General features: G+C 70.8%; 23 protein-coding genes and 1 pseudogene. 17 read left to right on the top strand and 7 right to left on the bottom strand.

What is annotated here, in order from left to right:
* Nucleotides 1-5 precede the first annotated feature (5 nt).
* From IPK81_02340 to pcaG, 9 genes are all read left to right on the top strand, one after another.
* Nucleotides 6-1,181, top strand: coding sequence for an FAD-binding protein (locus IPK81_02340; GenBank protein ID QQS13125.1), 1,176 nt, complete (start codon nucleotides 6-8; stop codon nucleotides 1,179-1,181).
* A gap of 73 nt (nucleotides 1,182-1,254) precedes the next feature.
* On the top strand, nucleotides 1,255-2,136 hold the full coding sequence (gene mmsB / locus IPK81_02335; GenBank protein ID QQS13124.1) for a 3-hydroxyisobutyrate dehydrogenase: 882 nt from the start codon (nucleotides 1,255-1,257) through the stop codon (nucleotides 2,134-2,136).
* Between the two features lie 14 nt (nucleotides 2,137-2,150).
* Nucleotides 2,151-2,726 (top strand): gamma carbonic anhydrase family protein, encoded by a 576-nt coding sequence (locus tag IPK81_02330; protein ID QQS13123.1) that lies wholly within the window; start codon nucleotides 2,151-2,153, stop codon nucleotides 2,724-2,726.
* 29 nt (nucleotides 2,727-2,755) lie between these two features.
* Nucleotides 2,756-4,048, top strand: a complete 1,293-nt coding sequence (locus IPK81_02325; GenBank protein QQS14926.1) for an aspartate aminotransferase family protein — start codon at nucleotides 2,756-2,758, stop codon at nucleotides 4,046-4,048.
* A 14-nt stretch (nucleotides 4,049-4,062) separates the two neighbouring features.
* Nucleotides 4,063-4,482 (top strand): acyl-CoA thioesterase, encoded by a 420-nt coding sequence (locus IPK81_02320; protein ID QQS13122.1) that lies wholly within the window; start codon nucleotides 4,063-4,065, stop codon nucleotides 4,480-4,482.
* Nucleotides 4,483-4,608: 126 nt separating this feature from the next.
* Nucleotides 4,609-5,799 carry a 4-hydroxybenzoate 3-monooxygenase gene (gene pobA, locus IPK81_02315; protein ID QQS13121.1) on the top strand — a complete coding sequence of 397 codons (1,191 nt, stop codon included), beginning with the start codon at nucleotides 4,609-4,611 and terminating at the stop codon, nucleotides 5,797-5,799.
* A 19-nt stretch (nucleotides 5,800-5,818) separates the two neighbouring features.
* Nucleotides 5,819-6,202 (top strand): 4-carboxymuconolactone decarboxylase, encoded by a 384-nt coding sequence (gene pcaC / locus IPK81_02310; protein ID QQS13120.1) that lies wholly within the window; start codon nucleotides 5,819-5,821, stop codon nucleotides 6,200-6,202.
* Nucleotides 6,199-6,906, top strand: a complete 708-nt coding sequence (gene pcaH / locus IPK81_02305; GenBank protein QQS13119.1) for a protocatechuate 3,4-dioxygenase subunit beta — start codon at nucleotides 6,199-6,201, stop codon at nucleotides 6,904-6,906. The genes pcaC and pcaH overlap by 4 nt, the downstream gene beginning before the upstream one ends.
* 2 nt (nucleotides 6,907-6,908) lie before the next feature.
* Nucleotides 6,909-7,499, top strand: coding sequence for a protocatechuate 3,4-dioxygenase subunit alpha (pcaG, locus tag IPK81_02300; protein QQS13118.1), 591 nt, complete (start codon nucleotides 6,909-6,911; stop codon nucleotides 7,497-7,499).
* Between the two features lie 23 nt (nucleotides 7,500-7,522).
* On the opposite strand, the gene IPK81_02295 is transcribed toward pcaG, so the two are convergent.
* The 3 genes from IPK81_02295 to IPK81_02285 all read right to left on the bottom strand — a co-directional run bounded on the left by IPK81_02295 (nucleotide 7,523) and on the right by IPK81_02285 (nucleotide 9,595).
* A complete protein-coding gene (locus tag IPK81_02295; GenBank protein ID QQS13117.1) occupies nucleotides 7,523-7,846 on the bottom strand; it encodes a hypothetical protein in 324 nt (107 codons plus the stop codon).
* 26 nt (nucleotides 7,847-7,872) lie between these two features.
* A complete protein-coding gene (locus IPK81_02290; GenBank protein ID QQS13116.1) occupies nucleotides 7,873-9,276 on the bottom strand; it encodes an aspartate aminotransferase family protein in 1,404 nt (467 codons plus the stop codon).
* A 160-nt stretch (nucleotides 9,277-9,436) separates the two neighbouring features.
* The gene (locus IPK81_02285) at nucleotides 9,437-9,595 is read right to left on the bottom strand and encodes a Flp family type IVb pilin (protein ID QQS13115.1); all 159 of its coding nucleotides are present in this window, start codon (nucleotides 9,593-9,595) and stop codon (nucleotides 9,437-9,439) included.
* A 329-nt stretch (nucleotides 9,596-9,924) separates the two neighbouring features.
* Between IPK81_02285 and IPK81_02280 the strand changes: the two genes are divergently transcribed.
* The 7 genes and pseudogenes from IPK81_02280 (at nucleotide 9,925) to IPK81_02250 (ending at nucleotide 17,973) form a co-directional block, all read left to right on the top strand.
* Nucleotides 9,925-11,541: an ABC transporter substrate-binding protein gene (locus tag IPK81_02280; GenBank protein ID QQS13114.1), complete on the top strand. Its 1,617-nt coding sequence runs from the start codon at nucleotides 9,925-9,927 to the stop codon at nucleotides 11,539-11,541.
* Between the two features lie 115 nt (nucleotides 11,542-11,656).
* Nucleotides 11,657-12,646, top strand: coding sequence for an ABC transporter permease (locus IPK81_02275; GenBank protein QQS13113.1), 990 nt, complete (start codon nucleotides 11,657-11,659; stop codon nucleotides 12,644-12,646).
* A gap of 1 nt (nucleotide 12,647) precedes the next feature.
* Nucleotides 12,648-13,570: pseudogene (locus tag IPK81_02270) on the top strand (ABC transporter permease).
* Nucleotides 13,571-13,577: 7 nt separating this feature from the next.
* Nucleotides 13,578-14,597, top strand: a complete 1,020-nt coding sequence (locus IPK81_02265) for an ABC transporter ATP-binding protein (GenBank protein QQS13112.1) — start codon at nucleotides 13,578-13,580, stop codon at nucleotides 14,595-14,597.
* Nucleotides 14,598-14,604: 7 nt separating this feature from the next.
* A complete protein-coding gene (locus IPK81_02260; GenBank protein ID QQS14925.1) occupies nucleotides 14,605-15,660 on the top strand; it encodes an ATP-binding cassette domain-containing protein in 1,056 nt (351 codons plus the stop codon).
* Nucleotides 15,657-16,646 carry an NADPH:quinone oxidoreductase family protein gene (locus IPK81_02255; protein ID QQS13111.1) on the top strand — a complete coding sequence of 330 codons (990 nt, stop codon included), beginning with the start codon at nucleotides 15,657-15,659 and terminating at the stop codon, nucleotides 16,644-16,646. Before IPK81_02260 ends, IPK81_02255 begins: the two co-directional genes overlap by 4 nt.
* Before the next feature lie 130 nt (nucleotides 16,647-16,776).
* Nucleotides 16,777-17,973, top strand: coding sequence for an amidohydrolase (locus IPK81_02250; protein QQS13110.1), 1,197 nt, complete (start codon nucleotides 16,777-16,779; stop codon nucleotides 17,971-17,973).
* Nucleotides 17,974-17,988: 15 nt separating this feature from the next.
* Here the strand turns inward: IPK81_02250 and IPK81_02245 are convergent, their stop codons facing one another.
* Nucleotides 17,989-19,539, bottom strand: coding sequence for a S41 family peptidase (locus IPK81_02245; protein ID QQS13109.1), 1,551 nt, complete (start codon nucleotides 19,537-19,539; stop codon nucleotides 17,989-17,991).
* Between the two features lie 245 nt (nucleotides 19,540-19,784).
* Here IPK81_02245 and IPK81_02240 point away from each other — a divergent pair, with 245 nt between their 5' ends.
* Nucleotides 19,785-20,429 carry a DUF937 domain-containing protein gene (locus IPK81_02240; GenBank protein QQS13108.1) on the top strand — a complete coding sequence of 215 codons (645 nt, stop codon included), beginning with the start codon at nucleotides 19,785-19,787 and terminating at the stop codon, nucleotides 20,427-20,429.
* A 169-nt stretch (nucleotides 20,430-20,598) separates the two neighbouring features.
* Here IPK81_02240 and IPK81_02235 read toward each other — a convergent pair whose 3' ends face one another.
* The 3 genes from IPK81_02235 to IPK81_02225 form a co-directional block, all read right to left on the bottom strand.
* Nucleotides 20,599-21,129 carry a protease complex subunit PrcB family protein gene (locus tag IPK81_02235; GenBank protein ID QQS13107.1) on the bottom strand — a complete coding sequence of 177 codons (531 nt, stop codon included), beginning with the start codon at nucleotides 21,127-21,129 and terminating at the stop codon, nucleotides 20,599-20,601.
* 111 nt (nucleotides 21,130-21,240) lie between these two features.
* A complete protein-coding gene (locus IPK81_02230; protein ID QQS13106.1) occupies nucleotides 21,241-22,173 on the bottom strand; it encodes a 2-dehydropantoate 2-reductase in 933 nt (310 codons plus the stop codon).
* A gap of 57 nt (nucleotides 22,174-22,230) precedes the next feature.
* Nucleotides 22,231-22,605, bottom strand: coding sequence for a DUF4189 domain-containing protein (locus IPK81_02225; GenBank protein QQS13105.1), 375 nt, complete (start codon nucleotides 22,603-22,605; stop codon nucleotides 22,231-22,233).
* Nucleotides 22,606-22,685: the final 80 nt, after the last annotated feature.

Raw genomic sequence — 22,685 nt, 5'->3', positions numbered from 1 at the left:
CGCCCATGGCCAATCTCTGGACGAACTGGGCCGGCAACCTCTCCTGCGCGCCCGGCCGCGTCGTCGTGCCGTCGGACCGCGCGATGGCGATCGACGCGGTGCGCGCGGCGATCCGCGAGGGCGCCGGGCCGATCCGCGTGTCCGGCGCGGCGCACTCCTTCTCGCCGATCGTGCCGACCGAGGGCACGCTGGTGTCGATGGAGCGGCTGGCGGGCGTGCTGGCGGCGGACGCCGACGCCCGCACCGCGACCATCGCCGCCGGCACGCGCATCCACGCGCTCGGCGATCCGCTGCGGGCGCAGGGGCTGGCGCTCGCCAACCAGGGCGACATCGACCAGCAGGCGATAGCCGGCGCCATCGGCACGGGCACGCACGGGACCGGTCCGTCGCTGGGCAGCCTGTCGACCATGGTCGCCGGCGTCGAGCTGGTGGACGGGCGCGGCGAGGTCGTCGCGATCGACGCGTCGCGACCCGACGATCTGGCGGCGGCGTCGCTTTCCGTCGGCATGATCGGCGTCGCGTTGGCGGTGACGATGCGGCTGGTGCCGGCGTACCGGCTGCGTGAACAGGTCTGGTACGAACCGGTCGCGCCGGTCCTCGAGCGGCTGGACGCGTTGATCGCCGCCACGCGGCATTTCGAGTTCTTCTGGCGTCCCAGGACCGACGATTGCGAGTGCAAGGCGCTGCATCCGACGGACGCCGCGCCCGGCCCCGTGGCCGGCCGCGATGGCGGGCGCGTCGACCACAGCGCGCGCGTTTTCCCGTCGGTCCGGCTGACGAAGTTCGTCGAGAGCGAATGGTCGGTGCCGGCGGCGAACGGGCCGCCGTGCTTCGCGGAGCTGCGGACGCTGATGCGGACCCGCCATCCGGGCATCGTCATGCCGATCGAGTACCGGACCGTCGCGGCGGACGACCTGCCGATTAGCCCGAACCACGGCCGCGCCAGCGTGGCGATCTCGATCCACGACTTCCCGGACGGGAACTGGCGGGGGTTCTTCACCGACGCGCGCGCGGTGTTCCGCAACCACGGCGGCCGGCCGCATTGGGGGAAGTGGCATGACCTGACGGCGCGCGACTTCCGCGACCTGTACCCCGCGTTCGAGCGATTTTCCCGGGTGCGCGCCGCTTTCGATCCGGACGGCGTGTTCCTGACCCCGGCGCTGCGGGCGATGTTCGTCTAGCGCGACGCCGCGTCCCTCTTGCCGCCGGGCGCCATCTGGACGAAACAGGACGCGGACCACGGGAGGACACGGCATGGCTAGGATCGGTTTCATCGGCCTCGGCAACATGGGCGGGCCGATGGCGGCCAATCTGCTGAAGGCGCAGCACGCCGTGGCGGCGTTCGATCTCAGCGACAAGGCGGTCGCCGCCGCCGTCGAGAAGGGCGCCACCCGCGCCGCGACCGTCGCCGACGCGGTGCGCGGCGCCGAGGTCGTCGTCACGATGCTGCCGGCCGGCAAGCACGTGCGCGAGGTCTACGAGGGCGCGGTGCTCGCCGCGGCGGCCAAGGGCGCGCTGCTGATCGACTGCTCCACCATCGACGTCGACAGCGCGCGCGCGGTCGCCGCCGCGGCGGCCAAGGCCGGCCTGGACATGGTCGACGCGCCGGTGTCCGGCGGCGTCGGCGGCGCGACCGCCGGCACGCTCACCTTCATGGTCGGCGGACCGGACGCCGCCTTCAAGCGGGCGGAACCGTTCCTGCGGCAGATGGGCAAGAACATCGTGCACGCCGGCGGCTCGGGTAACGGCCAGGCCGCGAAGATCTGCAACAACATGATCCTCGGCGTGTCGATGATCGCGGTGTCGGAGGCGTTCACCCTGGCAAAGCGGCTCGGCCTGGACGCGCAGAAGCTGTTCGACGTGGCCTCCACGTCCTCCGGCCAATGCTGGTCGCTGACGACCTATTGCCCGGTGCCCGGCCCGGTGCCGACCTCGCCGGCCAACCGCGACTACGCGGCCGGGTTCACCGGCGCGATGATGCTGAAGGACCTGCAGCTCGCGCAGGAGGCGGCGCGCGCCACGGGCGCCACCACGCCGCTCGGCGCCAGCGCCGCCCAGCTCTACAGCCTGTTCGCGGCGTCCGGCCGGTCGGCGGAGGATTTCTCCGGCATCATCCGCATGCTCGACGGCAAGTGAGGGCGGCGCCCGCGATGTCCGGCCTGGTCATCCCGTTCAACGGCCGCCGGCCGGTCGTCCACGCCAGCGCCTTCGTCGCGCCCAACGCCACGCTGATCGGCGAGGTCGAGATCGGGCCGATGGCCGGCATCTGGTTCAACGTCACGCTGCGCGGCGACGGGCCCGGCATCCGCATCGGCGAGAACTCAAACATCCAGGACGGCGCGGTGGTCCACGTCGCGTCCTACCGGCGCGGCACGGTGGTCGGCCGCAACGTCACGGTCGGGCATCTGGCGCTGCTGCACGCCTGCACCGTCGAGGACGACGCGTTCATCGGCATGAACTCGACCGTTCTCGACGACGCCGTCGTGCAGAGCGGCGCGATGGTCGCGGCCGGCGCGCTGGTGACGCCCGGCAAGGTCGTGAAGTCGGGCGAGCTGTGGGCCGGCAATCCGGCGCGCAAGATCCGGGAGATCACCGACAAGGACCGGGCGATGTTCCGCCGCTCGGCGCTGCACTACATGGAACTGGCCAAGGCCTACACCGGCCGGCCGAACGTCGTCGACGGCACCGGGCCGGCGCCGCGCGACGAGGATCTGCTGACGCGGTAGCGAACCCGGAGGAGGGCGCGATGGAAGCGATGGAGACGGAGTCCGGATTCTGGTCGCGCGCCCGGCGGCACCTCATCCGCTTCGGCGCCGATTTCCATCCGTACGTCGTCGAGCGCGCCGCCGGCAGTTTCCTGTTCGATTCGAAGGGCCGGCGCATCCTCGATTTCGCGTCCGGCCAGATGAGCGCCGTGCTCGGCCACAGCCATCCGGAGATCGTCGACACGGTCCGCCACTGGATCGGCGAGCTCGACCATCTCTACAGCGCGATCCTGTCGCGGCCCGTGGTCGATCTGGCGGAGACGCTCGCGAAGCTCGCGCCGGGCAGGCTCGACCGCGTGCTGCTGCTCAGCACCGGCGGCGAGTCGAACGACGCCGCCATCCGCATGGCCAAGCTGGCGACCGGCGGCTTCGAGATCGTCGGCCTCAGCCGCTCCTGGCACGGCGTCACCGGCGCCGCCTCGGCCGCGACCTACAACGCCTCGCGCCGCGGCTACGGACCGGTCGCGCCGGGGTCGATCGTGATCCCGTCGCCCGACCCCTACCGGCCGCGCTTCGGTTCCGCCGACAGCTACGACTGGCGCGCCGAGCTGGACTACGCCTTCGAGCTGGTCGACCGGCAATCCTCCGGCGCGCTGGCGGCCGCCATCGCCGAGCCGATCCTGAGCTCGGGCGGCGTGATCGAGCCGCCGGAGGGTTACTTCGTGGCGCTGCAGGCGAAGTGCCGGGAGCGCGGCATGCTGCTGATCTTCGACGAGGCGCAGACGGGCCTGGGGCGCACCGGCACGCTGTTCGCCTGCGAGCGCGACGGTGTCGCCCCCGATCTGCTGACGCTGTCCAAGACGCTCGGCGCCGGCCTGCCGCTCGCCGCCGTGCTGGCGACGCCGGAGGTCGAGGAGATCTGCCACGAGCGCGGATTCCTGTTCTACACCACGCACGCCAACGATCCGCTGCCGGCGGCCGTCGGGTTGAAGGTGCTGGAGATCGTGCTGCGCGACCGGCTGGCCGAGCGGGCGCGGACCGCCGGCGCGCGTCTCCGCGCCGGACTGGAGTCCCTGATGCAGCGCTACGACTGCGTCGGCGACATCCGCGGCCGCGGACTGCTGCTCGGCATGGAGCTGGTCAAGGACCGCCGGACCAAGACGCCTGCGCCGGAGCTGACCACGGCGGTGCTCGAGCGCTGTCTGGAGCTGGGCATGGCGACCAGCGCGGTCCGCGGCGGCCTGGGCGTGTTCCGCATCGCCCCGCCGCTGACCATCAGCGACGACGAGATCGACCTCGGTCTGTCGATCTTCGACCAGGCCCTGCGCGAGCGCGCCGGATAGATGGGGGACGTCGGATGATCGTGGCGACGCGGCGCATCGAGATCGAGTGGGGCCATTGCGACCCCGCCGGAATCGTCTTCAACCCGCGGTTCTTCGAATGGTTCGACGCCTGCACCGCCGGGCTGTTCGCGCATGTCGGGCTGCGCAAGCACGAGATGATCGCGCGCTTCGCGTTCACCGGCTTCCCGATCGTGGAGTCGCGCGCGAAGTTCCTGAAGCCCGCGAAGTTCGGCGATATCGTCGTCATCGAGAGCTCGGTGCTGGAGTTCCGCCGCTCGAGCTTCGACGTGCGCCACCAGCTCAAGAACGACGGCGCGTTGTCGGTCGAGGCGTTCGAGACGCGCGTCTGGGTCGGCCCGCACCCGGACGAACCCGGTAGACTGAAGTCGCAGCCGATCCCCGAGGAGGTGTTGGCGCGCTTCCGCGACGGGTAGGGGCAGGCCGCGGCGCGAAGACGCTTGCCGGCCGGCGGCCGGCCGGCGTATCGGTCGGGATAAAGACGTCGGGCGCCACGGGCGCCGGCGCGGGGGATGGACGCGAACGCGGGCGGGGGAGCGCGCATGACATTGCCGACGCGCGGCGGACGGACGCAGGTCGCGATCATCGGCGCCGGGCCGGCCGGGCTGCTGCTGTCGCAGCTCCTGCACCTCCACGGGATCGCCAGCGTCGTGATCGAGCGCCAGAGCCGCGCCTATGTCGAGGCGCGTATCCGTGCCGGGGTGCTGGAGCAGGGCACCGTCGATCTGCTGGCCGAGGCCGGCGTCGGCGACCGCGCGCGCCGCGAGGGACTGGTCCACGACGGCACGGAGATCGTGTTCGACGGCCGGCGCGAGCGGATCGATTTCAGAGGCCTGACCGGCAAGGCCGTCGTGGTCTACGGCCAGACCGAAGTGACGAAGGATCTCGGCGAGGCGCGGACAGCGGCCGGCGGCGCGCTGGTCTACGGGGCCGAGGACGTGGCGCTGCGCGACGTCACCGGCGCGCGGCCGATGGTGACGTGGCGCGAGGGCGGCGTCGCGCGCGATCTATCCTGCGATTTCATCGCAGGTTGCGACGGGTTCCACGGCGTCTCGCGCCAGACCATCCCGGCGGCGACGCTGCGGACCTTCGAGCGCGTCTATCCGTTCGGCTGGCTGGGCATCCTCGCCGACGTGCCGCCGGCCTCGCACGAGCTGATCTACGCGCGCCACGAGCGCGGCTTCGCGCTCGCCAGCATGCGGTCGCGGACGCGCAGCCGTTATTACATCCAGTCGCGCATCGACGAGGACCTCGACGAGTGGCCCGACGACCGCGTGTGGGACGAGCTCAAGCTGCGCTTCGGGCCGGGGATCGCCGCCGGCATGGCGACGGGGCCGTCGATCGAGAAGAGCGTCGCGCCGCTGCGCAGCTTCGTCGCGGAGCCGATGCGCCACGGCCGGCTGTTCCTCGCAGGCGACGCCGCCCATATCGTGCCGCCGACCGGCGCCAAGGGGCTGAACCTGGCGGCGTCCGACGTCCACTACCTCGCGCGCGCGCTGGCGGCGCACTATGGTTCGGGCCGCGACGACCTGCTGGAGGCGTACTCCGCCACCGCGCTGCGCCGCGTCTGGAAGGCGGAGCGTTTCTCGTGGTGGATGACGTCGATGCTGCACCGGTTCCACGAGCCGGACTCGTTCGAGGCGCGCATGCAGGGGGTCGAGCTCGACTACCTGTTCTCGTCGCTGGCGGCGATGACGTCGCTGGCCGAGAACTACGTCGGACTGCCGTTCTGACGGCGGGCGGGAGGGCAACGTGACGGATGGACGGTTCGAGGCCGGAATGGCCGTGCGGCGCGCCGTGCTCGGCGACGCGCATGTCGACCGCGCCGAGCGCGCCAAGACGGCGTTCGACGAGGATTTCCAGCGCTTCATCACGGAGGGGGCGTGGGGCTCGGTGTGGACGCGGCCGCACTTCACGCGGCGCGAGCGCAGCGTCGTGACCATCGCGCTGCTGGCGGGGCTGGGCCAGCACGAGGAGCTGGCGCTGCACGTCCGCGCCGCGCGCAACACCGGCGCCTCGCCCGACGACATCAAGGAGGCGCTGATGCACGTCGCGGTCTACGCCGGCGTGCCGGCCGCCAACAGCGCCTTCCGCGTCGTGAAGGCGGTGCTCGCCGAGACGGAGGACAAGCGATGAGCGTGTCGAGTTTCAAGCCGCGCGACTGGTCGACCCAGCCGCCGTACCTGTATCCGGACTACAAATCGACGCCGCTGCGCGCGCCGACGAAGCCGCTGATCCCGTTGCGGCAGACGATCTCCGAGGTCACCGGCCCGGTGTACGGGCAGGCCAGCGTCGGGCCGCTGGACGCCGACCTGACGCGCAACGGACGCGCCGCCGGTGGCGAGCCGCAGGGCGAGCGCATCATCGTCACCGGCCGCGTGCTCGACGAGGACGGCCGCCCCGTGCCCGACGCGCTGGTCGAGGTCTGGCAGTGCAACGCCGCCGGCCGGTATCTGCACGTGGCCGACCAACACGACGCGCCGCTCGATCCGAACTTCTCCGGCGGCGGGCGCTGCGCCAGCGACGCCGAGGGGCGCTACCGCTTCACGACCGTGAAGCCCGGCGCCTATCCGTGGCCCAACCACCACAACGCCTGGCGGCCCGCCCACATCCACTACTCGCTGTTCGGACCGGGCTTCGCGACGCGGCTGGTGACCCAGATGTACTTCCCCGGCGACCCGCTGCTGCCGTTGGACCCGATCTACAATTCCGCGCCGGCGGGCGCGCGCGAGCTGCTGGTGGCCGGCTTCTCGCTCGACGTGACCCAGCCCGGCCACGCGCTCGGCTACGTGTTCGACATCGTGCTGCGCGGCCGCGGCGCCACGCCGATGGAGGCCTAGACATGGCGCTGAGGCAGACGCCGTCGCAGACGGTCGGTCCATATTTCGCCTACGGCCTGACGCCGGAGCAGTACGGCTATCCGCTGGGCAAGATCGCCGACGGCGGCATGGCGCCGCCCGGCGTCGAGGGCGAGCGCATCCGGATCGAGGGGCGCGTCTTCGACGGCGCCGGTGCGGTCGTCCCGGACGCGATGATCGAGCTGTGGCAGGCCGATTCGAAGGGACGCTACGCGCATCCCGCCGATCCGCGCGGGTCCAACGCCGCGTTCACCGGCTTCGGCAGGTTCGGCACCGGCACCGATCCGGAGAACCGGTTCGTGTTCACGACCGTGAAGCCCGGCCGGGTCGACGGCAGGCAGGCGCCGCACGTCAACCTGATCGTCTTCATGCGCGGCCAGCTCTCGCACCTCTACACGCGGCTGTACTTCGAGGACGAGTCCGCCGCCAACGCCGCCGATCCCGTGCTGGGCACGGTGCCGGCCGACCGTCGCGGCACGCTGGTCGCGAAGCGCGAAGCGACCGCCGGCGGCGTGGTCTACCGGCTCGACATCCACATGCAGGGACCGCTCGAGACCGCGTTCTTCGACGTCTGATCCGGCGGCGGATGGCGCGGCGATCAGGCGAACGTCGCCGCGACGCCCGCGAGCAGCAGCAGGACGGAGATGATGGCGACCGGCGACAGCGCGAGCCAGCGCACGCCCACCGTCAGGGCGTCCCAGTGCCGGAACGCCAGGAAGGTGGCCCACAATCCGACCGCCAGCGCGACGATCCAGAAGGCGAGGCCGAGCAGCCCGCCGACGATCGCCACGCCGGCCGAGTCGCCGGCGATGGCCGAACCGAACATCGCCGCCGGCACCGACGCCATGAACAGCGCCAGCGACCATACGGCGGTGTTGCGGACGCGACGGCCCGGTCCGACCGCGCTCGACGCGCGCGCCATGCCGCGTCCGTCGCCGCCGCCGCGCGTCAGCCCTTGAACTTGCCGCTGGCGCGCAGATCGGCGAGGCCGGAGTCGAGCGCCTTGGCGAGGCGGTCGAACAGCTCGTCGATCTCCTTCTCGTCGATGATCAGCGGCGGGCAAACCGCGATGCGGTCGCCCATGTTGCGCACGATCAGGCCGTTGGCCTGCGCGTGGTTCGCGACGACCGAGCCGGCGGCGCCGGCCGGATCGAACGGCGCCTTGGTGGCGCGGTCGGCCACCAGTTCGATGGCGCCGACGAGGCCGACACCCATGGTCTCGCCTACCAGCGGATGGCCGGCGAAGGCCCGCAGGCGGGCCTGGAACGGCACCGACATGCGCCGCGCGTGGCCGAACATGTCGGTCTCGTCGTAGATGCGCTGCACCTCCATCGCGACGGCGGCGGCGACGGGGTGGCCGGAGTAGGTGAAGCCGTGGCCCCACACGCCGATCTTGTCGCTTTCCGTCATCAGCGCCTGGTACACGCGCTCGTTCACCATCACCGCCGAGATCGGCAGGAACGACGCCGACAGCGCCTTGGCGCAGGTCAGGATGTCGGGCTTCAGGCCCAGCGTCTGGCTGCCCCACACCTCGCCCGTGCGGCCGAAGCCGCAGATCACCTCGTCGGCGACCAGCAGCACGTCGTATTTGCGCAGCACGGTCTGGATCTTCTCGTAGTAGCCCTTGGGCGGAACGATCACGCCGCCGGCGCCCATCACCGGCTCGCAGAACATCGCCGCGACGGTGTCCGGGCCTTCCTTGAGGATCAGCGCCTCGAGCTCCTCGGCGCAGCGCGTCGCGAACTGCTCCTCGCTCTCGCCGTCCTTGCCGAAGCGGTAGTAGTGCGGGCAGCTCGTGTGCAGGATGTTCTGGATCGGCAGGTCGAACGAGCGGTGGTTGTTCGGCAGGCCGGTCAGGCTGGCGGCCGCGACGGTGACGCCGTGGTAGCCCTTGATGCGGCTGATGATCTTCTTCTTGGCCGGCCGGTCCAGCGCGTTGTTCATGTACCAGATCATCTTGATGGCCGAGTCGTTGGCCTCCGACCCGGAGTTCGCGAAGAACACCTTCGACATCGGCACCGGCGCCATCGACAGCAGCTTCTCGGCCAGCTCGATCGCCGGCTCGTGGCTGCGGTGGTTGAACGAGTGGTAGAACGGCAACTTCAGCATCTGCTCGTGCGCCACCTTGGCGACGCGGGCGTTGTCGAAGCCGAGCGACGCCGACCACAGGCCGGCCATACCCTCGATGTACTCCTTGCCGTCGTCGTCGGTGACGTAGATGCCCTTGCCGCGCACCACCGTGAACGGACCGTCCGCCTCGTGCTTCTTGAAGTTCGTGTAGGGGTGGAGATGCGAGGCGATGTCGCGCGCGGCGTTGGAGTTGCCGCGCAGCGAGCGCGTGATCTGGTTCATCGGGACGACCCTTCCTCGGACGGCGCGCCCTTCCGGCGGGATCGCCCGGCGGCGCGAGGCAGGGATCGTAGCGTCGCGTCGTTCGGCGTGTCTAGGACGCGCGCGGACGCGCCGCCGGGATTCGTGGGGCGACCATGGGACCGAACGGTCGAAACGACGGTCAGAACGCGGCGGCGGCGCTCGTGAAGAACCCCAGGACCTTCTGACCGATGTCCTGCGTGTAGACGATGATGGGCACCACGATCAGGAAACAGATCAAACCGTATTCGATAGGCGTCGTTCCAGACGTGTCTTGAAGCAAGCGCTTCAGGATGCTCATATCTGACCCCGATAAATAAATATAACAATATCAATAAGATATAAAATTCACCTATGAAGATTAGAGGAGATGTCTCCGTATTTCAATCGTGAAATTCTTATCATTGGCCGCCTGATCGTGAATTTCTACGTGGATTCCCGATGCGTTCCAAGCCTGCCATCGGCGCTGGATGACGTGGGTCGTGAATAGTGAGCGGATGATTGTGGACCATTCGCCCATACAGGACTTCGCGAACATTGACGTCAGGATGCGCGAAATGTTTGTATTGTCAGACAAATTCGCCGTTGCCGGTCCGGCCCGTCAGCGCCCCCTTATTGGAGTTCTAGACCATGAGTGCAAAAATCAAGCAGCTGATGCTCGCCGGCGCCGCGGCGTTCGCGCTGATCGCCGCCGGCGCGCCGGCGGTGGACGCGAAGACGTTCCGCTGGGCCAACGCCGGCGACGTAAGTTCGATGGACCCCTACGCGCGGAACGAGACCTTCCTGCTGACCTTCGTCGCCAACGTTTACGAGCCGCTGGTCCGCCGCGACAAGGCGCTGAAGCTCGAGGCGGCGCTGGCCGAGAAATGGGGCCAGATCGACGCCACCACGTGGTTCTTCGATCTGCGCAAGGGGGTGAAGTTCCACGACGGATCGCCGTTCACCGCCGACGACGTCGTGTTCTCGCTGGGACGCGCCGACGGGCCCGGCTCGAACATGCGGTCCTACTTCGTCTCCGTGAAGGAGGTGAAGAAGATCAACGACCACCGCGTCGAGGTCGTGACCAAGTACCCCGATCCGCTGCTGGCCGACAAGTGGGCCACCATCCTGATCATGTCGAAGGCCTGGGCCGAGAAGAACAACGCGCTGGCGTCGGCCGACATGACCAAGAACGAGGAGAATTTCGCGACCCGCAACGCCATGGGCACGGGTCCGTTCATGCTCAAGGAGCGCCGCGCCGGCGAGCGCACCGTGCTCGTGCCGTTCGCCGGCTGGTGGGACAAGCCCGTCCACAACCTGACGGAAGTGGTGTTCACGCCGGTCGCCAACCCGGCGACGCGCGTCGCGGCGCTCAAGGCCGGCGACATCGACATGATGTACGAGGTTCCGCCCGCCGACACCGACTCGCTGAAGCGCGACGCCAATGTCGCGGTGATCGAGGGGCCGGAGACGCGCGTCGTGTTCCTCGGCTTCGACCAGGAGCGCGACGAGCTGCTGGAGTCGAGCGTCAAGGGCAAGAACCCGTTCAAGGACAAGCGCGTCCGCGAGGCTTTCCACCGTTCGATCGACGTCGAGGGCCTGAAGCGCACGGTGATGCGCGGCCAGTCCTACCCGACCAACCTGATGGTCGCGCCGGGCATCAACGGCTACGTCAAGGAGGTCGACAAGCGGCCGGCGCTGCTGAAGCCGGAGGACGCCAAGAAGCTGCTGGCCGCCGCCGGCTATCCCAACGGCTTCGAAGTCGGGATGGACTGCCCCAACGACCGCTACGTCAACGACGAGAAGATCTGCCAGGCGGTCGTGGCGATGCTGGCGCGCATCGGCGTCAAGGTGAACCTGCGGGCCCAGACGCGGAACCTCTACTTCGCCAAGATCCTGCGCAAGCCCGACCTCAAGCCGGGCGACACCAGCTTCTACATGCTGGGCTGGTCGCCGGCCGCGACCTACGACGTGCACAACGTCTTCGAGTCGCTGATCCAGACGCCCAGCGCCGCGACCAAGAAGGGCGCCTTCAACGCCGGCGGCTACTCCAACAAGCGGCTCGACGAGCTCGCCAACGCCATGGAGCAGCAGACCGACAAGGCCAAGCGCGACGCCATGATCCTGGAGGCGACCAAGCCCTACGTCGAGGACTACGCCTACATCCCGCTGCACCAGCAGGCCGTGGTGTGGGCCGCGCGCAAGAACATCAGCCTCGTTCAGCTTGCGGACAACACCTTCCCGCTGCGCCTCGTCACGGTGAAGTGACCTGCCGCCCCCGCCGAGGGGGCGCGAGTAGGACCGGCCCCGCCATGGCGGGGCCGGTTTCCGTTCGGCGCCAGCGGTGTTACGCTGCGTCGTTGATCCCGTTCCGCCGGTACAGATGCTCGTCTTCATCCTCCGTCGCCTGGCCCAGTCGGTCGCCGTCCTGCTCGCGGTCGGGCTCGTGTCGTTCTCGCTCTTCAGCTACGTCGGCGATCCGATCAACGCCATGGTCGGCCAGGACACCAGCATGGCCGAGCGCGCGGAGCTGCGGGCCAAGCTCGGCCTCAACGACCCCGTGCCGCTGCAGTTCGCGCGCTTCATGGGCAACGCGGCCCAGGGCAAGTTCGGCCTCAGCTACCGCACCATGGAGCCGGTCGGCCGGCTGATCCTCGAGAAGCTGCCGGCGACGCTCGAGCTGGCGTTCTGCGCCGCCTGCTTCTCGCTGTTCGTCGGCGTGCCCATGGGCGTCTGGACCGGGCTGTATCCCAAGCACTGGTCGAGCCAGCTGCTGCAGGCCGTTTCTCTGATCGGGGTGTCGCTGCCGCCATTCCTGATCGGCATCCTGCTGATCCTCATCTTCGCGGTGATGCTCGGCTGGCTGCCGTCCTTCGGGCGGGGCGAGACAGTGACCTTCGGCTGGTGGACGTCGGGCTTCTTCACCACCAGCGGGCTGCGGGCCCTGATCCTCCCCGCCATCACGCTGGGGCTGTTCCAGTTGACGCTGCTGATGCGCCTCGTGCGCTCGGAGATGCTGGAGGTCATGCGCACCGACTACATCAAGTTCGCGCGCGCCCGCGGCCTGTCGAACCGCGCCATCAATTTCGGCCACGCGCTGAAGAACACGCTGGTGCCCGTGATCACGATCGCCGGCCTCCAGCTCGGCGCCTTGATCGCCTTCGCGATCATCACCGAGACGGTGTTCAGCTGGCCGGGCATGGGCCAGCTCTTCATCCAGTCCGTCGCCGCCGCCGACATCCCGGTGATGGCGGCCTACCTGCTGCTGGTGGCGTTCTTCTTCGTCGTCATCAACCTGGCGGTCGACCTCCTGTACTACGCCGTCGATCCGCGGCTGCGCGGCGCGGCGGCGAACGCCAAAGGCGGACACTGAGATGGCCGTCGCCGACCTTCTGCGCCGGGCCGCCGACAGCGACGTGTGGTTCAGCTTCAAATCCTCGCCGGTGGTCATGGGCGCGGCGGCGGTGACGGCGCTGATCGCGCTGGCCGCCTTCCTCGCGCCGGTGCTGGCGCCGCACACGCCGTTCGACCCCGCGACGCTGAGCCTGTCCGACGGACTCAAACCGCCGGCCTTCTGGGGCGAGGGCGGCGACTGGAGCTTCCCGCTGGGCACCGACGAGCAGGGCAGGGACGTGCTGTCGTCGATCATGTACGGCACGCGGCTGTCGCTGGTGGTCGGCCTCGCCTCGGTGGCGGTGGCGATGGTTCTGGGCATCGTGCTGGGCCTGGCCAGCGGCTACTACGGCGGCGCCGTCGACTCCGTCATCATGCGCTGGCCGACATCCAGCTCACCTTCCCGGCGCTGCTCGTGGCGCTGCTGATCGACGGCGTGGTGCGCGGCCTGATCTCGGGGGAGCGGCACGACGAGATCGCGCTGCTGGTGATCGTCGGCGCCACCGGTCTCAGCTTCTGGGTGCAGTACGCGCGCACCGTGCGCGGCTCGGTGCTGGTCGAGAAGAACAAGGAGTACGTCCAGGCCGCCCGCGTCATCGGGCTGTCGTCGGTGACGATCCTGGCGCGCCACGTGCTGCCCAACGTCATGGGGCCGGTGATGGTGATCGCCACCATCAACCTCGGCCTGGCGATCATCACCGAGGCGACGCTGTCGTTCCTCGGCGTCGGCCTGCCGCCGACCCAGCCGTCGCTGGGCACGCTGATCCGCCTCGGCAACGAGGTGCTGCAGTCCGGCGAGTGGTGGATCACGATCTTCCCCGGCGTGATGCTGGCGGCGTTGGTGCTGGCGGTGAACCTGCTGGGCGATTGGCTGCGCGACGCGCTGAACCCGAAGCTGCGGTGAGCGGGACATGACATCCGGATCGAACGCGCCGCTGCTGGAGGTGCGCAACCTGCGGGTCGAGTTCCCGACCCGCCGCGGCACGCTGGTGGCCGTCGACGACGTCTCGTTCTCGATCGCGCCGGGCGAGGTGCTGGGGGTCGTGGGCGAGTCCGGCGCCGGCAAGTCGCTGACCGGCGCCGCCATCATCGGCCTGCTCGAGCCGCCGGGCCGCATCGCCGGCGGCGAGATCCTGCTGCGCGGCGAGCGGATCGACGACCTGCCCTACGAGCGCATGCGCCGCATCCGCGGCGCCCGCATCGGCGCCATCTTCCAGGACCCGCTGACCAGCCTCAACCCGCTCTACTCGGTCGGCCGCCAGCTGGTGGAGACCATCCAGACGCATCTGCCGCTGTCGGCCGCCGAGGCGCGGGCGCGCGCGGTCGAGCTGCTCAAGGAGGTCGGCATCCCCGGCGCCGAGACGCGCGTCGACCACTATCCGCACCAGTTCTCCGGCGGCATGCGGCAGCGCGTCGTCATCGCGCTGGCGCTGTGCGCCAAGCCGGAGCTGATCGTCGCCGACGAGCCGACCACAGCCCTCGACGTCTCGATCCAGGCCCAGATCATCGCCCTGCTCAAGGGCCTGTGCCGCGAGCACGGCACCGCCGTCATGCTGGTGACCCACGACATGGGCGTGATCGCCGAGACCGCCGACCGGGTGGCCGTGATGTACGCCGGCCGGCTCGCCGAGATCGGCCCGGTGCGCGACGTCGTGAAGAAGGCGGCGCATCCCTACACGCGCGGCCTGATGGGCTCGATCCCGGCGATCGGCCAGCGCGGCGGCAAGCTGACCCAGATCGACGGCGCCATGCCGCGGCTGACCGAGATCCCGCGCGGTTGCGCCTTCAACCCGCGCTGCCCCGAGGCCGGCGAGCGCTGCGGCCGCGACCGGCCGGAGCTCATGCCGGCCGGCGCCACGAGCGCGGCGTGCTGGAAATACGCACCGGGCGGCGTCGGCGCGCCGCTGCGCCGGGAGACGGTCGATGCTTGACGAGTCGATGGCGGCCAACCGGCCGAAGCCGAAGGCCGGCGACAAGCCGCTGGTCAGGCTCGCCGGCCTCACGCGCCATTTCGACGTCTCGGCGCCGTGGCTGGCGCGCGTGCTGGAGCGCAAGCCGCGCGCGATCGTGCAGGCGGTGGAGGGCGTCGACATCGAGATCCGCGCCGGCGAGACCTTCTCGCTGGTGGGCGAGTCGGGCTGCGGCAAGTCGACCGTCGCGCGCCTCGTGGTCGGACTCTACCCGCCGACCGCCGGCAGCATCACCTTCGACGGCATGGACATGGCGGTGCCGCGTCCGCGGGCGGAGATGGCGGCGCTGCGGCGGCGCATGCAGATGATCTTCCAGGACCCGTACGCCAGCCTCAATCCGCGCTGGCGCGTGTTCGACATCATCGCCGAGCCGATCCGCGCCTTCGGTCTGGCGTCGTCCGCCGCCGACATCAAGTCCCAGGTCGACGCGCTGCTGCGCCAGGTCCGCCTGACGCCGGCCGACGGCGCCAAGTATCCTCACGAGTTCTCCGGCGGCCAGCGCCAGCGCATCTCGATCGCCCGCGCGCTCGCCAGCAAGCCCGAGTTCCTGGTGTGCGACGAGCCGACCTCGGCGCTCGACGTCTCGGTGCAGGCGCAGATCCTGAACCTGATGATGGATCTGCAGCGCGATTTCGGCCTCACCTACCTGTTCATCTCGCACAACCTCGCGGTCGTCTACCTGATCAGCACGCGCGTCGGCGTGATGTATCTCGGCCGCCTGGTCGAGGTCGCCGACACCGACACGCTGTTCCGCCGGCCCAAGCATCCCTACACGCGGATGCTGCTCGACACGATTCCGGACCTCGACATGACCGGACGCCAGCGCGCGCCCGTGGCGGGCGAGGTGCCGAGTCCGATCAATCCGCCCTCGGGCTGCGCCTTCCATCCGCGCTGTCCGTTCGCCAACGACCGCTGCCGGATCGAACTGCCGAAGGCGCTGCCGATCGAAGGCGGCACCGTCGCCTGCCACGCGATCGAGGAGGGACGTCTGGCGGTCGAGGAACGGGGATACGCCCGCGCATGAAGGCGTGGTTGTGCCGGGCGTTCGGCGGACCGGAGACGCTGGTCTGGGCGGACGCGCCCGAGCCGACGCCCGGACCAGGCCAGATCGTCGTCGACGTGAAGGCAGCCAGCCTCAACTTCCCCGACGTGCTGATCATCGAGGGCAAGTACCAGCACAAGCCGGCCTTCCCGTTCCCGCCGGGCAGCGAATGCGTCGGGACCGTTAGCGCGCTCGGCGCCGGCGTCGACCGCTTCAAGGTCGGCGACAGGGTCGCCGCGTTCACCCTGTGGGGCTCGTTCGCCGAGCGGGTGGTGGTCGATTCCTGGCGCGTCGTGAAGCTGCCCGGCGCGATCGACTGGATCACCGGCGCGGCCTATCTGCTGGTCGGCGGCACGGCGCTGCACGCGCTGCGCGACCGCGGCGCGCTGAAGGCGGGCGAGACCCTGCTGGTGCTCGGCGCCGCCGGCGGCACCGGGGTGGCCGCGATCGGCATCGGCAGGAAGCTGGGCGCGCACGTGATCGCCGCGGCCTCGAGCGCGGAGAAACTGGCGCTGTGCCGCGATCTCGGCGCCGACGCCACGATCGACTACACCCGCGAGAACCTGCGCGAGCGTCTGCGGGCGCTGACCGATGGACGCGGTGTCGACGTGGTCTTCGATCCGGTCGGTGGCGAGCACACCGAGCAGGCGTTACGGAGCATGGCCTGGCGCGGCCGCTTGCTGGTGGTGGGTTTCGCCGCCGGCCCGATCCCGAAGGTGCCGGCCAATCTCGCCCTCCTGCGCGGCGCGTCGGTGATCGGCGCCAACTGGGGCGAGTTCTCGCGCTTCGAGCCGGAGAGCAACTGGCGCGATCTCGACGATCTCGCCGCCTGGATCGCGGCCGGGGAGCTGCGGCTGCCGGTGACCGAGACCATCGGCGCCGACGCCATCCCGGACGCGCTCCGGCGCATGGCCGGCCGCCGGATGATGGGCAAGATCGTCGTCGATTTCGACCGCGCGCGGACGTAGGCGCCTCCCCGCGTCGGGGTCGGCGGATTCAAGAGCCGCGCGGCAGGTGGCGGAACCCTCCAACCCGGCTGTTCCCAGCGAGCGCCGAATCGCTCTAGGATCGCGCCATCCCCGCAACGGAGCCTTTTCCATGCCCGTCATCAACCGCATCGCCGAGTTCCACGACGACATGACCGCCTGGCGGCGCGACCTGCACATGCATCCCGAGACCGCGTTCGAGGAGGTCCGCACCGCCGACGTCGTGGCGAAGAAGCTGGAGTCGTTCGGCATCGAGGTCCACCGCGGGCTCGCGAAGACGGGCGTGGTCGGCGTTCTGCGCGGCGGCACCGGCAAACGCACCATCGGCCTGCGCGCCGACATGGACGCGCTCGACGTGCACGAGACCAACACCTTCGACCACGTGTCGAAACACCACGGCAAGATGCACGCCTGCGGCCACGACGGGCACACCTGCATGCTGCTGGGCGCCGCGCGCTATCTCGCGGAGACGCGCAATTTCGACGGCACCGTGCACTTCATCTTCCAGCCGGCCGAGGAGAACGAGGGCGGCGGCCGCGTGATGGTCGAGGAGGGGCTGTTCGACAAGTTCCCGTGCGACGGCGTCTACGGCATGCACAACATCCCCGGCATCCCCGTGGGCAAGTTCGCGATCCGGCCCGGCCCGATGATGGCCGCCTACGACGTGTTCGAGGTGATCGTCGACGGCAAGGGCGCGCACGGCGCCATGCCGCACCACGGTATCGATCCGGTGGTCGTGGCTTCGCACATCGTGACGGCGCTGCAGTCGATCGTGGCGCGCAACGTCGATCCGATGGAGACCGCCGTCGTCTCCACGACCCAGATCCATTCCGGCGACACGTGGAACGTCATCCCGCAGACGGCGATGCTGCGCGGCACGGTGCGGACCTTCAAGAAGCACGTCCAGGACCAGATCGAGCGGCGTATCGCGGATGTCGCGCGCAACGTCGCCGCCGCGTTCGGCGCCACGACCAGGTTCCGCTACGAGCGGCGCTATCCCGCGACGGTGAACGCCGAGGCCGAGACGGCGTACGCCGCGCGCGCGGCGGCGGCGCTGGTCGGCGACGGCAACGTCAACCTCGATCCGACGCCGGCGATGGGCTCGGAGGATTTCGCGTGGATGCTGCTGGCGCGTCCCGGCGCCTACATCTGGATCGGCAACGGCGACGGCGAGGGCAGCTGCATGGTCCACAACCCCGGCTACGACTTCAACGACGAGGTGCTGCCGCTGGGCGCGTCGTACTGGGTCTCGCTCGTGGAGCGCCAGCTCGCGAAGGAAGGCGCGTCCTCGCGCCTGGCCGCCGAGTAGGCGGCCGCCACCGGCTCAGCGCCGCTCGGCGGTGCTGGGCGCGACGTAGGTGAGGGCGCGGGCGTAGAGCGCGCGGTCGCGCAGGATGCGGTCCGCCAGTTCCAGATCCTTGACCGGCGCCTGGTCGCTGGGCGGGCAGATCGAGCGCAGCGCCGCGATCCGCTCCGGCGGCGCGCGTTCGCGCACCGTGAGCCAGTCGGCCTGGGCGCGGCGCACGGCCTGCGCGCTGGCGTCGAGTTCGGCGGCGAGCAGTTTGGCGTCGCCGAAGCGCGCCGTGCACACCGTCGGCAGCACGCCGATCTCGTTCCAGGCGTAGCCCGACGGCGCCAGCATGCGCGACCAGGTCAGCGTCAGCTCGCCGTCGTTGGGCAGCGGCACGACGGTCTGCACGGTGCCCTTGCCGTAGGAGGTGCTGCCGACCAGCACGGCGCGGCCGCGGTCCTGCAGCGCGGCGCCGACGATCTCGGCGGCCGAGGCGGAACGGCCGTTCATGACGACCACCATCGGCACGCCCTGCAGCACCGCGCCACCGCTGGAGCGGAACGCCGTGCGGCTGTCGGGATGGCGGCCCTCGGTCGACAGAACGATGCCGCCGTCGAGAAGCAGGTCGGCGACGGAGATCGCGCGGTCCAGCAGGCCGCCGGGATTGTCGCGCATGTCGAGGATGACGCCGGCCATGCCGGGGCCGATGTCGGCGGCGGCCTTCTCGAGCGTCGACCGCAGCGTCTCCGGCGTGCTCTTGTTGAAGCCCGTCAGGCGGATATGGGCGATGTCGCCGCGCCGCTCGTAGGTCGCCGTGGTCGGGATGACGTACGCCCGGCGCAGCGTGAACACGATCTCGCGGTTCTCCGACGGCCGGAACACGCCCATCGCGACGTCGGCGCCCACCCGTCCGCGCAGCGCCCGCACGATCTCGCGCATCGGCTGTCCGGCGACTGACGCGCCGGCGACCGACACGATGCGGTCGCCCGCCCTGACGCCGGCGATGTCGGCCGGCGCGCCCGGCTGGACGCTGCGGATCACGGTCTGGCTGTTCTCGTTCTCGACGGTGACGCCGATGCCGCCGTCGCCCTCGCGGTTGAAGCGGTTGTCGCGCGCCTCGCTCGGATCGGCGTAGCGGGAGTTGCGGTCGAGTTTGCGCGTCGTGCCGTCGAGCGCCGCCTTCAGCACCTTGTCCTTGCCGGCGGCGCGCAGCGCCGTCGACGCCTGGTACGCGGCTTCGACCAGCTCGGCCGTGGCCTCGCCCCAGCCGGGGCCGTCGCCGCGGGCCATCGGGGCCGGACGATCGGCGACCATTCGCTCGGCGACGAACATGCGCAGCCGTCCATCGGCCTCCTCGGCGCGCACTTGCGGATCGAGCGTCGCGACCGAGCGCAGCGCCTCGCTGGACAGCGCTCCGAAATCGGCGACCTCCGAGATGTAGCGGTCCGAGATCGCGGCGTAGCCGCGGATCAGCGTGCGTCCCATCGACGGATCGCGCGCGACGCCGGTGGTCGGCCCCTCGGTCGTCAGGCACGACGCGATCGCCGCGGCGCCCACGAGGATCGCCAACGCGCGGCCGAACACCCACAAATCCGATGCGCGTCGCTGGCGACGCGCGGCGGCGGATTGATCTGATTGCACCCCGGACCTATCCGGCACGGAACCCACCCCTGGATCCCGTACCGCCCTCAGCTTCCATCACGACCATAGCACAAGCCGGCGGCGGTTCGCAGGTGTCCTCGCGGTGGGAAACGCGCCCACCTTCGCGCCCCCGGCGGGAGGGTCCCGTGCTAGCGTGCGCCTCGGTCTTCCGGACATGGAGCGATCTCATGGGCCTGCTCGATTCGATCCTCGGGGGCGCGCTTGGCGGGCGCGGCGCGGGTGGTGGTGGTGGCGCGCAAACCATGATCCTGCAGGCCGTGCTCGGCATGCTGATGAACGGCGGCCTCAACCGCGGCGGCGGGGCCGGTGGCGCCGGACCCGGCGGTCTCGACCTCGGCGCCATCCTCGGCGGGCTTCTGGGCGGCCAGCAGGGCGGCGGCGCGCCGGGTGGCGGTGGCGGCATGGGCGGCCTCGGCGGGATGCTTGGCGGCGCGCTGGGCGGCGGCGGTGGCCAGCCGTCTGGCGGCGGCATGGGCGGACTCGGCGGGATGCTGGGCGGCGGCCTCGGCGGGCTCGGCCAGGTCTTCGAGCAGGCCGGCTACGGCGAGCACATGAAGTCCTGGGTCTCTACCGGCGAGAACAAGGAGCTGTCGTCGGACGATGTCGGGCGCATCTTCGGCCCCAACGCGCTCGGCCAGCTCGCGCGCCACGCCGGCGTGTCCGAGCACGAGACGGCCGGCCACCTCTCGACGATCCTGCCGCAGCTCGTGGATGGCCTGACTCCGACCGGCGGATTGCCGCGTAGCGACGACGACGTGCCGGTGGACGCCCTCGACGCGCTGGTCGGCCGGCTCACGGGTGGCGCGCGGTAGGCGGGAGACGGGAGAAGCTCGTCAATCGACGCCGGACATTCCAGCGACGCCGGCCCTTCCGTCATCCCGAGCGCAGCGAGGGATCTTTCCGCCGCTGAAAGATTCCTCGCTGCGCTCGGGACGACAAAGGGGCTCTCGGTGGCGCGTGGTCCGAATGCGCCGCCGCCGTTCAATCGCGGATGCGGCGTTCGATGGTGACGGTGCCGCCGGCACCCTCCAGCAACAGCAGCGCGTAGGGCGAGGTGATCATCTGCGGCAGCTTGCTGCCGGGCGCCGGCCGCGTCTCCTCGATGACGACCACCAGCCGGTCGCCGCGACGCTCCGTGGCGACGACGTGCACGCCGTAGCCCGGAGTCGGCCGCGTGCCGAGGTAGATCGCCACGCCGGTCTGGCGCGCCGGATCGAAGGCCGGCGGCGGCTCGACGCGGAGCTGGCGCCACAGCGTCTCCCATTCGGACACCGTGGTCGCGACCTTCGTGCCCGCCTGGGCGGCGCCGGAGCGCGAGCCTTCCCACATTTTGAACCCGAATGTCTGCGCGCCGGCGGGGCCGGCGCCGCGGCCGAGCGCGAGCGCGGCGATGGCGACGAGGACGGCGACGCCGGCCAGCGCGCGGCGGCCGATGCGGCCGCCGAGACGCGACGGCGCCGCGAAGGGAACGGCGCCGGGAGCCGGGCCGGGATCAGGATACGCGATGCTCATGGCCGTGGGTATCGGCCTTCAGCGTGGCGCCTTTGGGGGCGGGAATGCGGCGCCGCGGCGGCGGCGCGTGTCGGAACGGCGGCGGACCGGCCCGCGCGCCGCGACGGAGCGTCACACCGGCTTCGGCAGGCCCGCGCGGTGCGGCTTCAGCACGGCGTAGATCGCGAGGTGGTGCGGCGTCGCGACCCCCAGCCGGCGCCCTTCGCGCACGATGTGGCCGGACAGGCCCTCGACCTCGATCGGACCGCCCCGCGCGATGTCATGGTACATCGAGGCGTACATGCCCGGCGGGAATCCCTTGAGCCGCGCCAGCGTCGAGGCCTCGATGTCGTCGGGCAGCGCCACGCCCTGCGCGCGCGCCACGGCCGTCGCCTCCGCGATCAACGCGGCGGCGACCTCGAGCACGTCGGGATCGGAATAGAGCGGACCGGCCGGCAGTCGCGCCGCCGAGGTCAGCGCGGCGTTGGTGCACAACCCGATCAGCTTGCTCCACAGCGCGCCGCGCACGTCGTCGGTCATCTCGGCGGCGAAGCCGGCCCTGGCGCAGCGCGCGGCGAAATCGGCGGCCTTGGCGCGCGCGGCGGCGTCCCCCTCCGGCGCGCCGAACACGATCGACGACATCGCGCCAGTGTAGCGCACGTGTCCCGGCGCGGCGATCACGCCGGAGACGTAGGCGCAGCCCGGCAGCACCGTGGCCGATGGCAGGACACGCGCGATCGTCTCGGGTCCGCCGATGCCGTTGAGCAGCGAGACCGCCAGCGTCGCCGGCCCGAACATCGGCGCGGCGGCGCGCGCGGCGTCCTCGACCTGGTAGAGCTTGACCGCGAAGACCACGACGTCGGCGACGCCGAGTTTCGCGGCGTCGTCGCTCGCGTCGATGCGGACGGTGAAGTCGCCGCGCGGTCCCTCGACGCGCAGGCCGCCGGCCCGGACCGCCGCGAGATGCGCGCCGCGCGCCACCGCCGCGACGTCCTCGCCGCCCTTCGCGAGCAATCCCCCGAAGTAGCCGCCGACGCCACCGAGTCCGACGATCGCGATGCGCATCATTTGTGCCCTCCTGAGTCCGCCGGCGGACGCCCGCCTGGCGGCGCGATGGATACCTCAGCCGCCGCAACGCACGGCGCTGACTTCGCAGGTCGAGCCCGAAGCCCCGCTTCGGCAGAAGCGCAGCGCGTGCGCCTTCGCGCTCTCGGCGTCGTTGGCGGCGCCGAATCCCGCGCCCCGAGACGTGCCGGTCGCGACCGCGATGCAGCGCGCCAGCGTGACGTTGCCGAGCTTGCAGCCGGGACGTCCGCAGCGCGACAGGGCCTCGCTCATCGTCAGGTCGCGATCCGTCCGGCCCCATCCCAGGCCCCACGCGCCACTGCCGGCGTCGTAGGCGTATGTCACCCAGTAGGGCGAGGCTTGGCCGTGCGCCGCCGGGGCACCGAAAAGCAGAGCGGACGCGAGGGCGGCGGCGCGGGGCAGACGGTTCATTCAGGCGCTCCAATGGTTGGCGGCCAGACCGGACGGGGCCGCGGCGCGGCGGCCTAGCACACCGGAGGGCGGCGCGGGAA

The sequence above is a fragment of the Rhodospirillales bacterium genome, from assembly GCA_016699855.1.
Lineage (GTDB): Bacteria > Pseudomonadota > Alphaproteobacteria > Reyranellales > Reyranellaceae.
Note: the sequence above shows the minus strand (reverse complement) of the source record. Positions and strands in the feature narration are given on the sequence as shown.

Coding starts and splice junctions, on each gene's coding strand:
- IPK81_02340 (QQS13125.1), top strand. CDS start 6: ATGGCCAATCTCTGGACGAACTGGGCCGGCAACCTCTCCTGCGCGCCC.
- mmsB (QQS13124.1), top strand. CDS start 1,255: ATGGCTAGGATCGGTTTCATCGGCCTCGGCAACATGGGCGGGCCGATG.
- IPK81_02330 (QQS13123.1), top strand. CDS start 2,151: ATGTCCGGCCTGGTCATCCCGTTCAACGGCCGCCGGCCGGTCGTCCAC.
- IPK81_02325 (QQS14926.1), top strand. CDS start 2,756: ATGGAGACGGAGTCCGGATTCTGGTCGCGCGCCCGGCGGCACCTCATC.
- IPK81_02320 (QQS13122.1), top strand. CDS start 4,063: ATGATCGTGGCGACGCGGCGCATCGAGATCGAGTGGGGCCATTGCGAC.
- pobA (QQS13121.1), top strand. CDS start 4,609: ATGACATTGCCGACGCGCGGCGGACGGACGCAGGTCGCGATCATCGGC.
- pcaH (QQS13119.1), top strand. CDS start 6,199: ATGAGCGTGTCGAGTTTCAAGCCGCGCGACTGGTCGACCCAGCCGCCG.
- pcaG (QQS13118.1), top strand. CDS start 6,909: ATGGCGCTGAGGCAGACGCCGTCGCAGACGGTCGGTCCATATTTCGCC.
- IPK81_02295 (QQS13117.1), bottom strand. CDS start 7,846: ATGGCGCGCGCGTCGAGCGCGGTCGGACCGGGCCGTCGCGTCCGCAAC.
- IPK81_02290 (QQS13116.1), bottom strand. CDS start 9,276: ATGAACCAGATCACGCGCTCGCTGCGCGGCAACTCCAACGCCGCGCGC.
- IPK81_02285 (QQS13115.1), bottom strand. CDS start 9,595: ATGAGCATCCTGAAGCGCTTGCTTCAAGACACGTCTGGAACGACGCCT.
- IPK81_02280 (QQS13114.1), top strand. CDS start 9,925: ATGAGTGCAAAAATCAAGCAGCTGATGCTCGCCGGCGCCGCGGCGTTC.
- IPK81_02275 (QQS13113.1), top strand. CDS start 11,657: ATGCTCGTCTTCATCCTCCGTCGCCTGGCCCAGTCGGTCGCCGTCCTG.
- IPK81_02265 (QQS13112.1), top strand. CDS start 13,578: ATGACATCCGGATCGAACGCGCCGCTGCTGGAGGTGCGCAACCTGCGG.
- IPK81_02260 (QQS14925.1), top strand. CDS start 14,605: ATGGCGGCCAACCGGCCGAAGCCGAAGGCCGGCGACAAGCCGCTGGTC.
- IPK81_02255 (QQS13111.1), top strand. CDS start 15,657: ATGAAGGCGTGGTTGTGCCGGGCGTTCGGCGGACCGGAGACGCTGGTC.
- IPK81_02250 (QQS13110.1), top strand. CDS start 16,777: ATGCCCGTCATCAACCGCATCGCCGAGTTCCACGACGACATGACCGCC.
- IPK81_02240 (QQS13108.1), top strand. CDS start 19,785: ATGGGCCTGCTCGATTCGATCCTCGGGGGCGCGCTTGGCGGGCGCGGC.
- IPK81_02235 (QQS13107.1), bottom strand. CDS start 21,129: ATGAGCATCGCGTATCCTGATCCCGGCCCGGCTCCCGGCGCCGTTCCC.
- IPK81_02230 (QQS13106.1), bottom strand. CDS start 22,173: ATGCGCATCGCGATCGTCGGACTCGGTGGCGTCGGCGGCTACTTCGGG.
- IPK81_02225 (QQS13105.1), bottom strand. CDS start 22,605: ATGAACCGTCTGCCCCGCGCCGCCGCCCTCGCGTCCGCTCTGCTTTTC.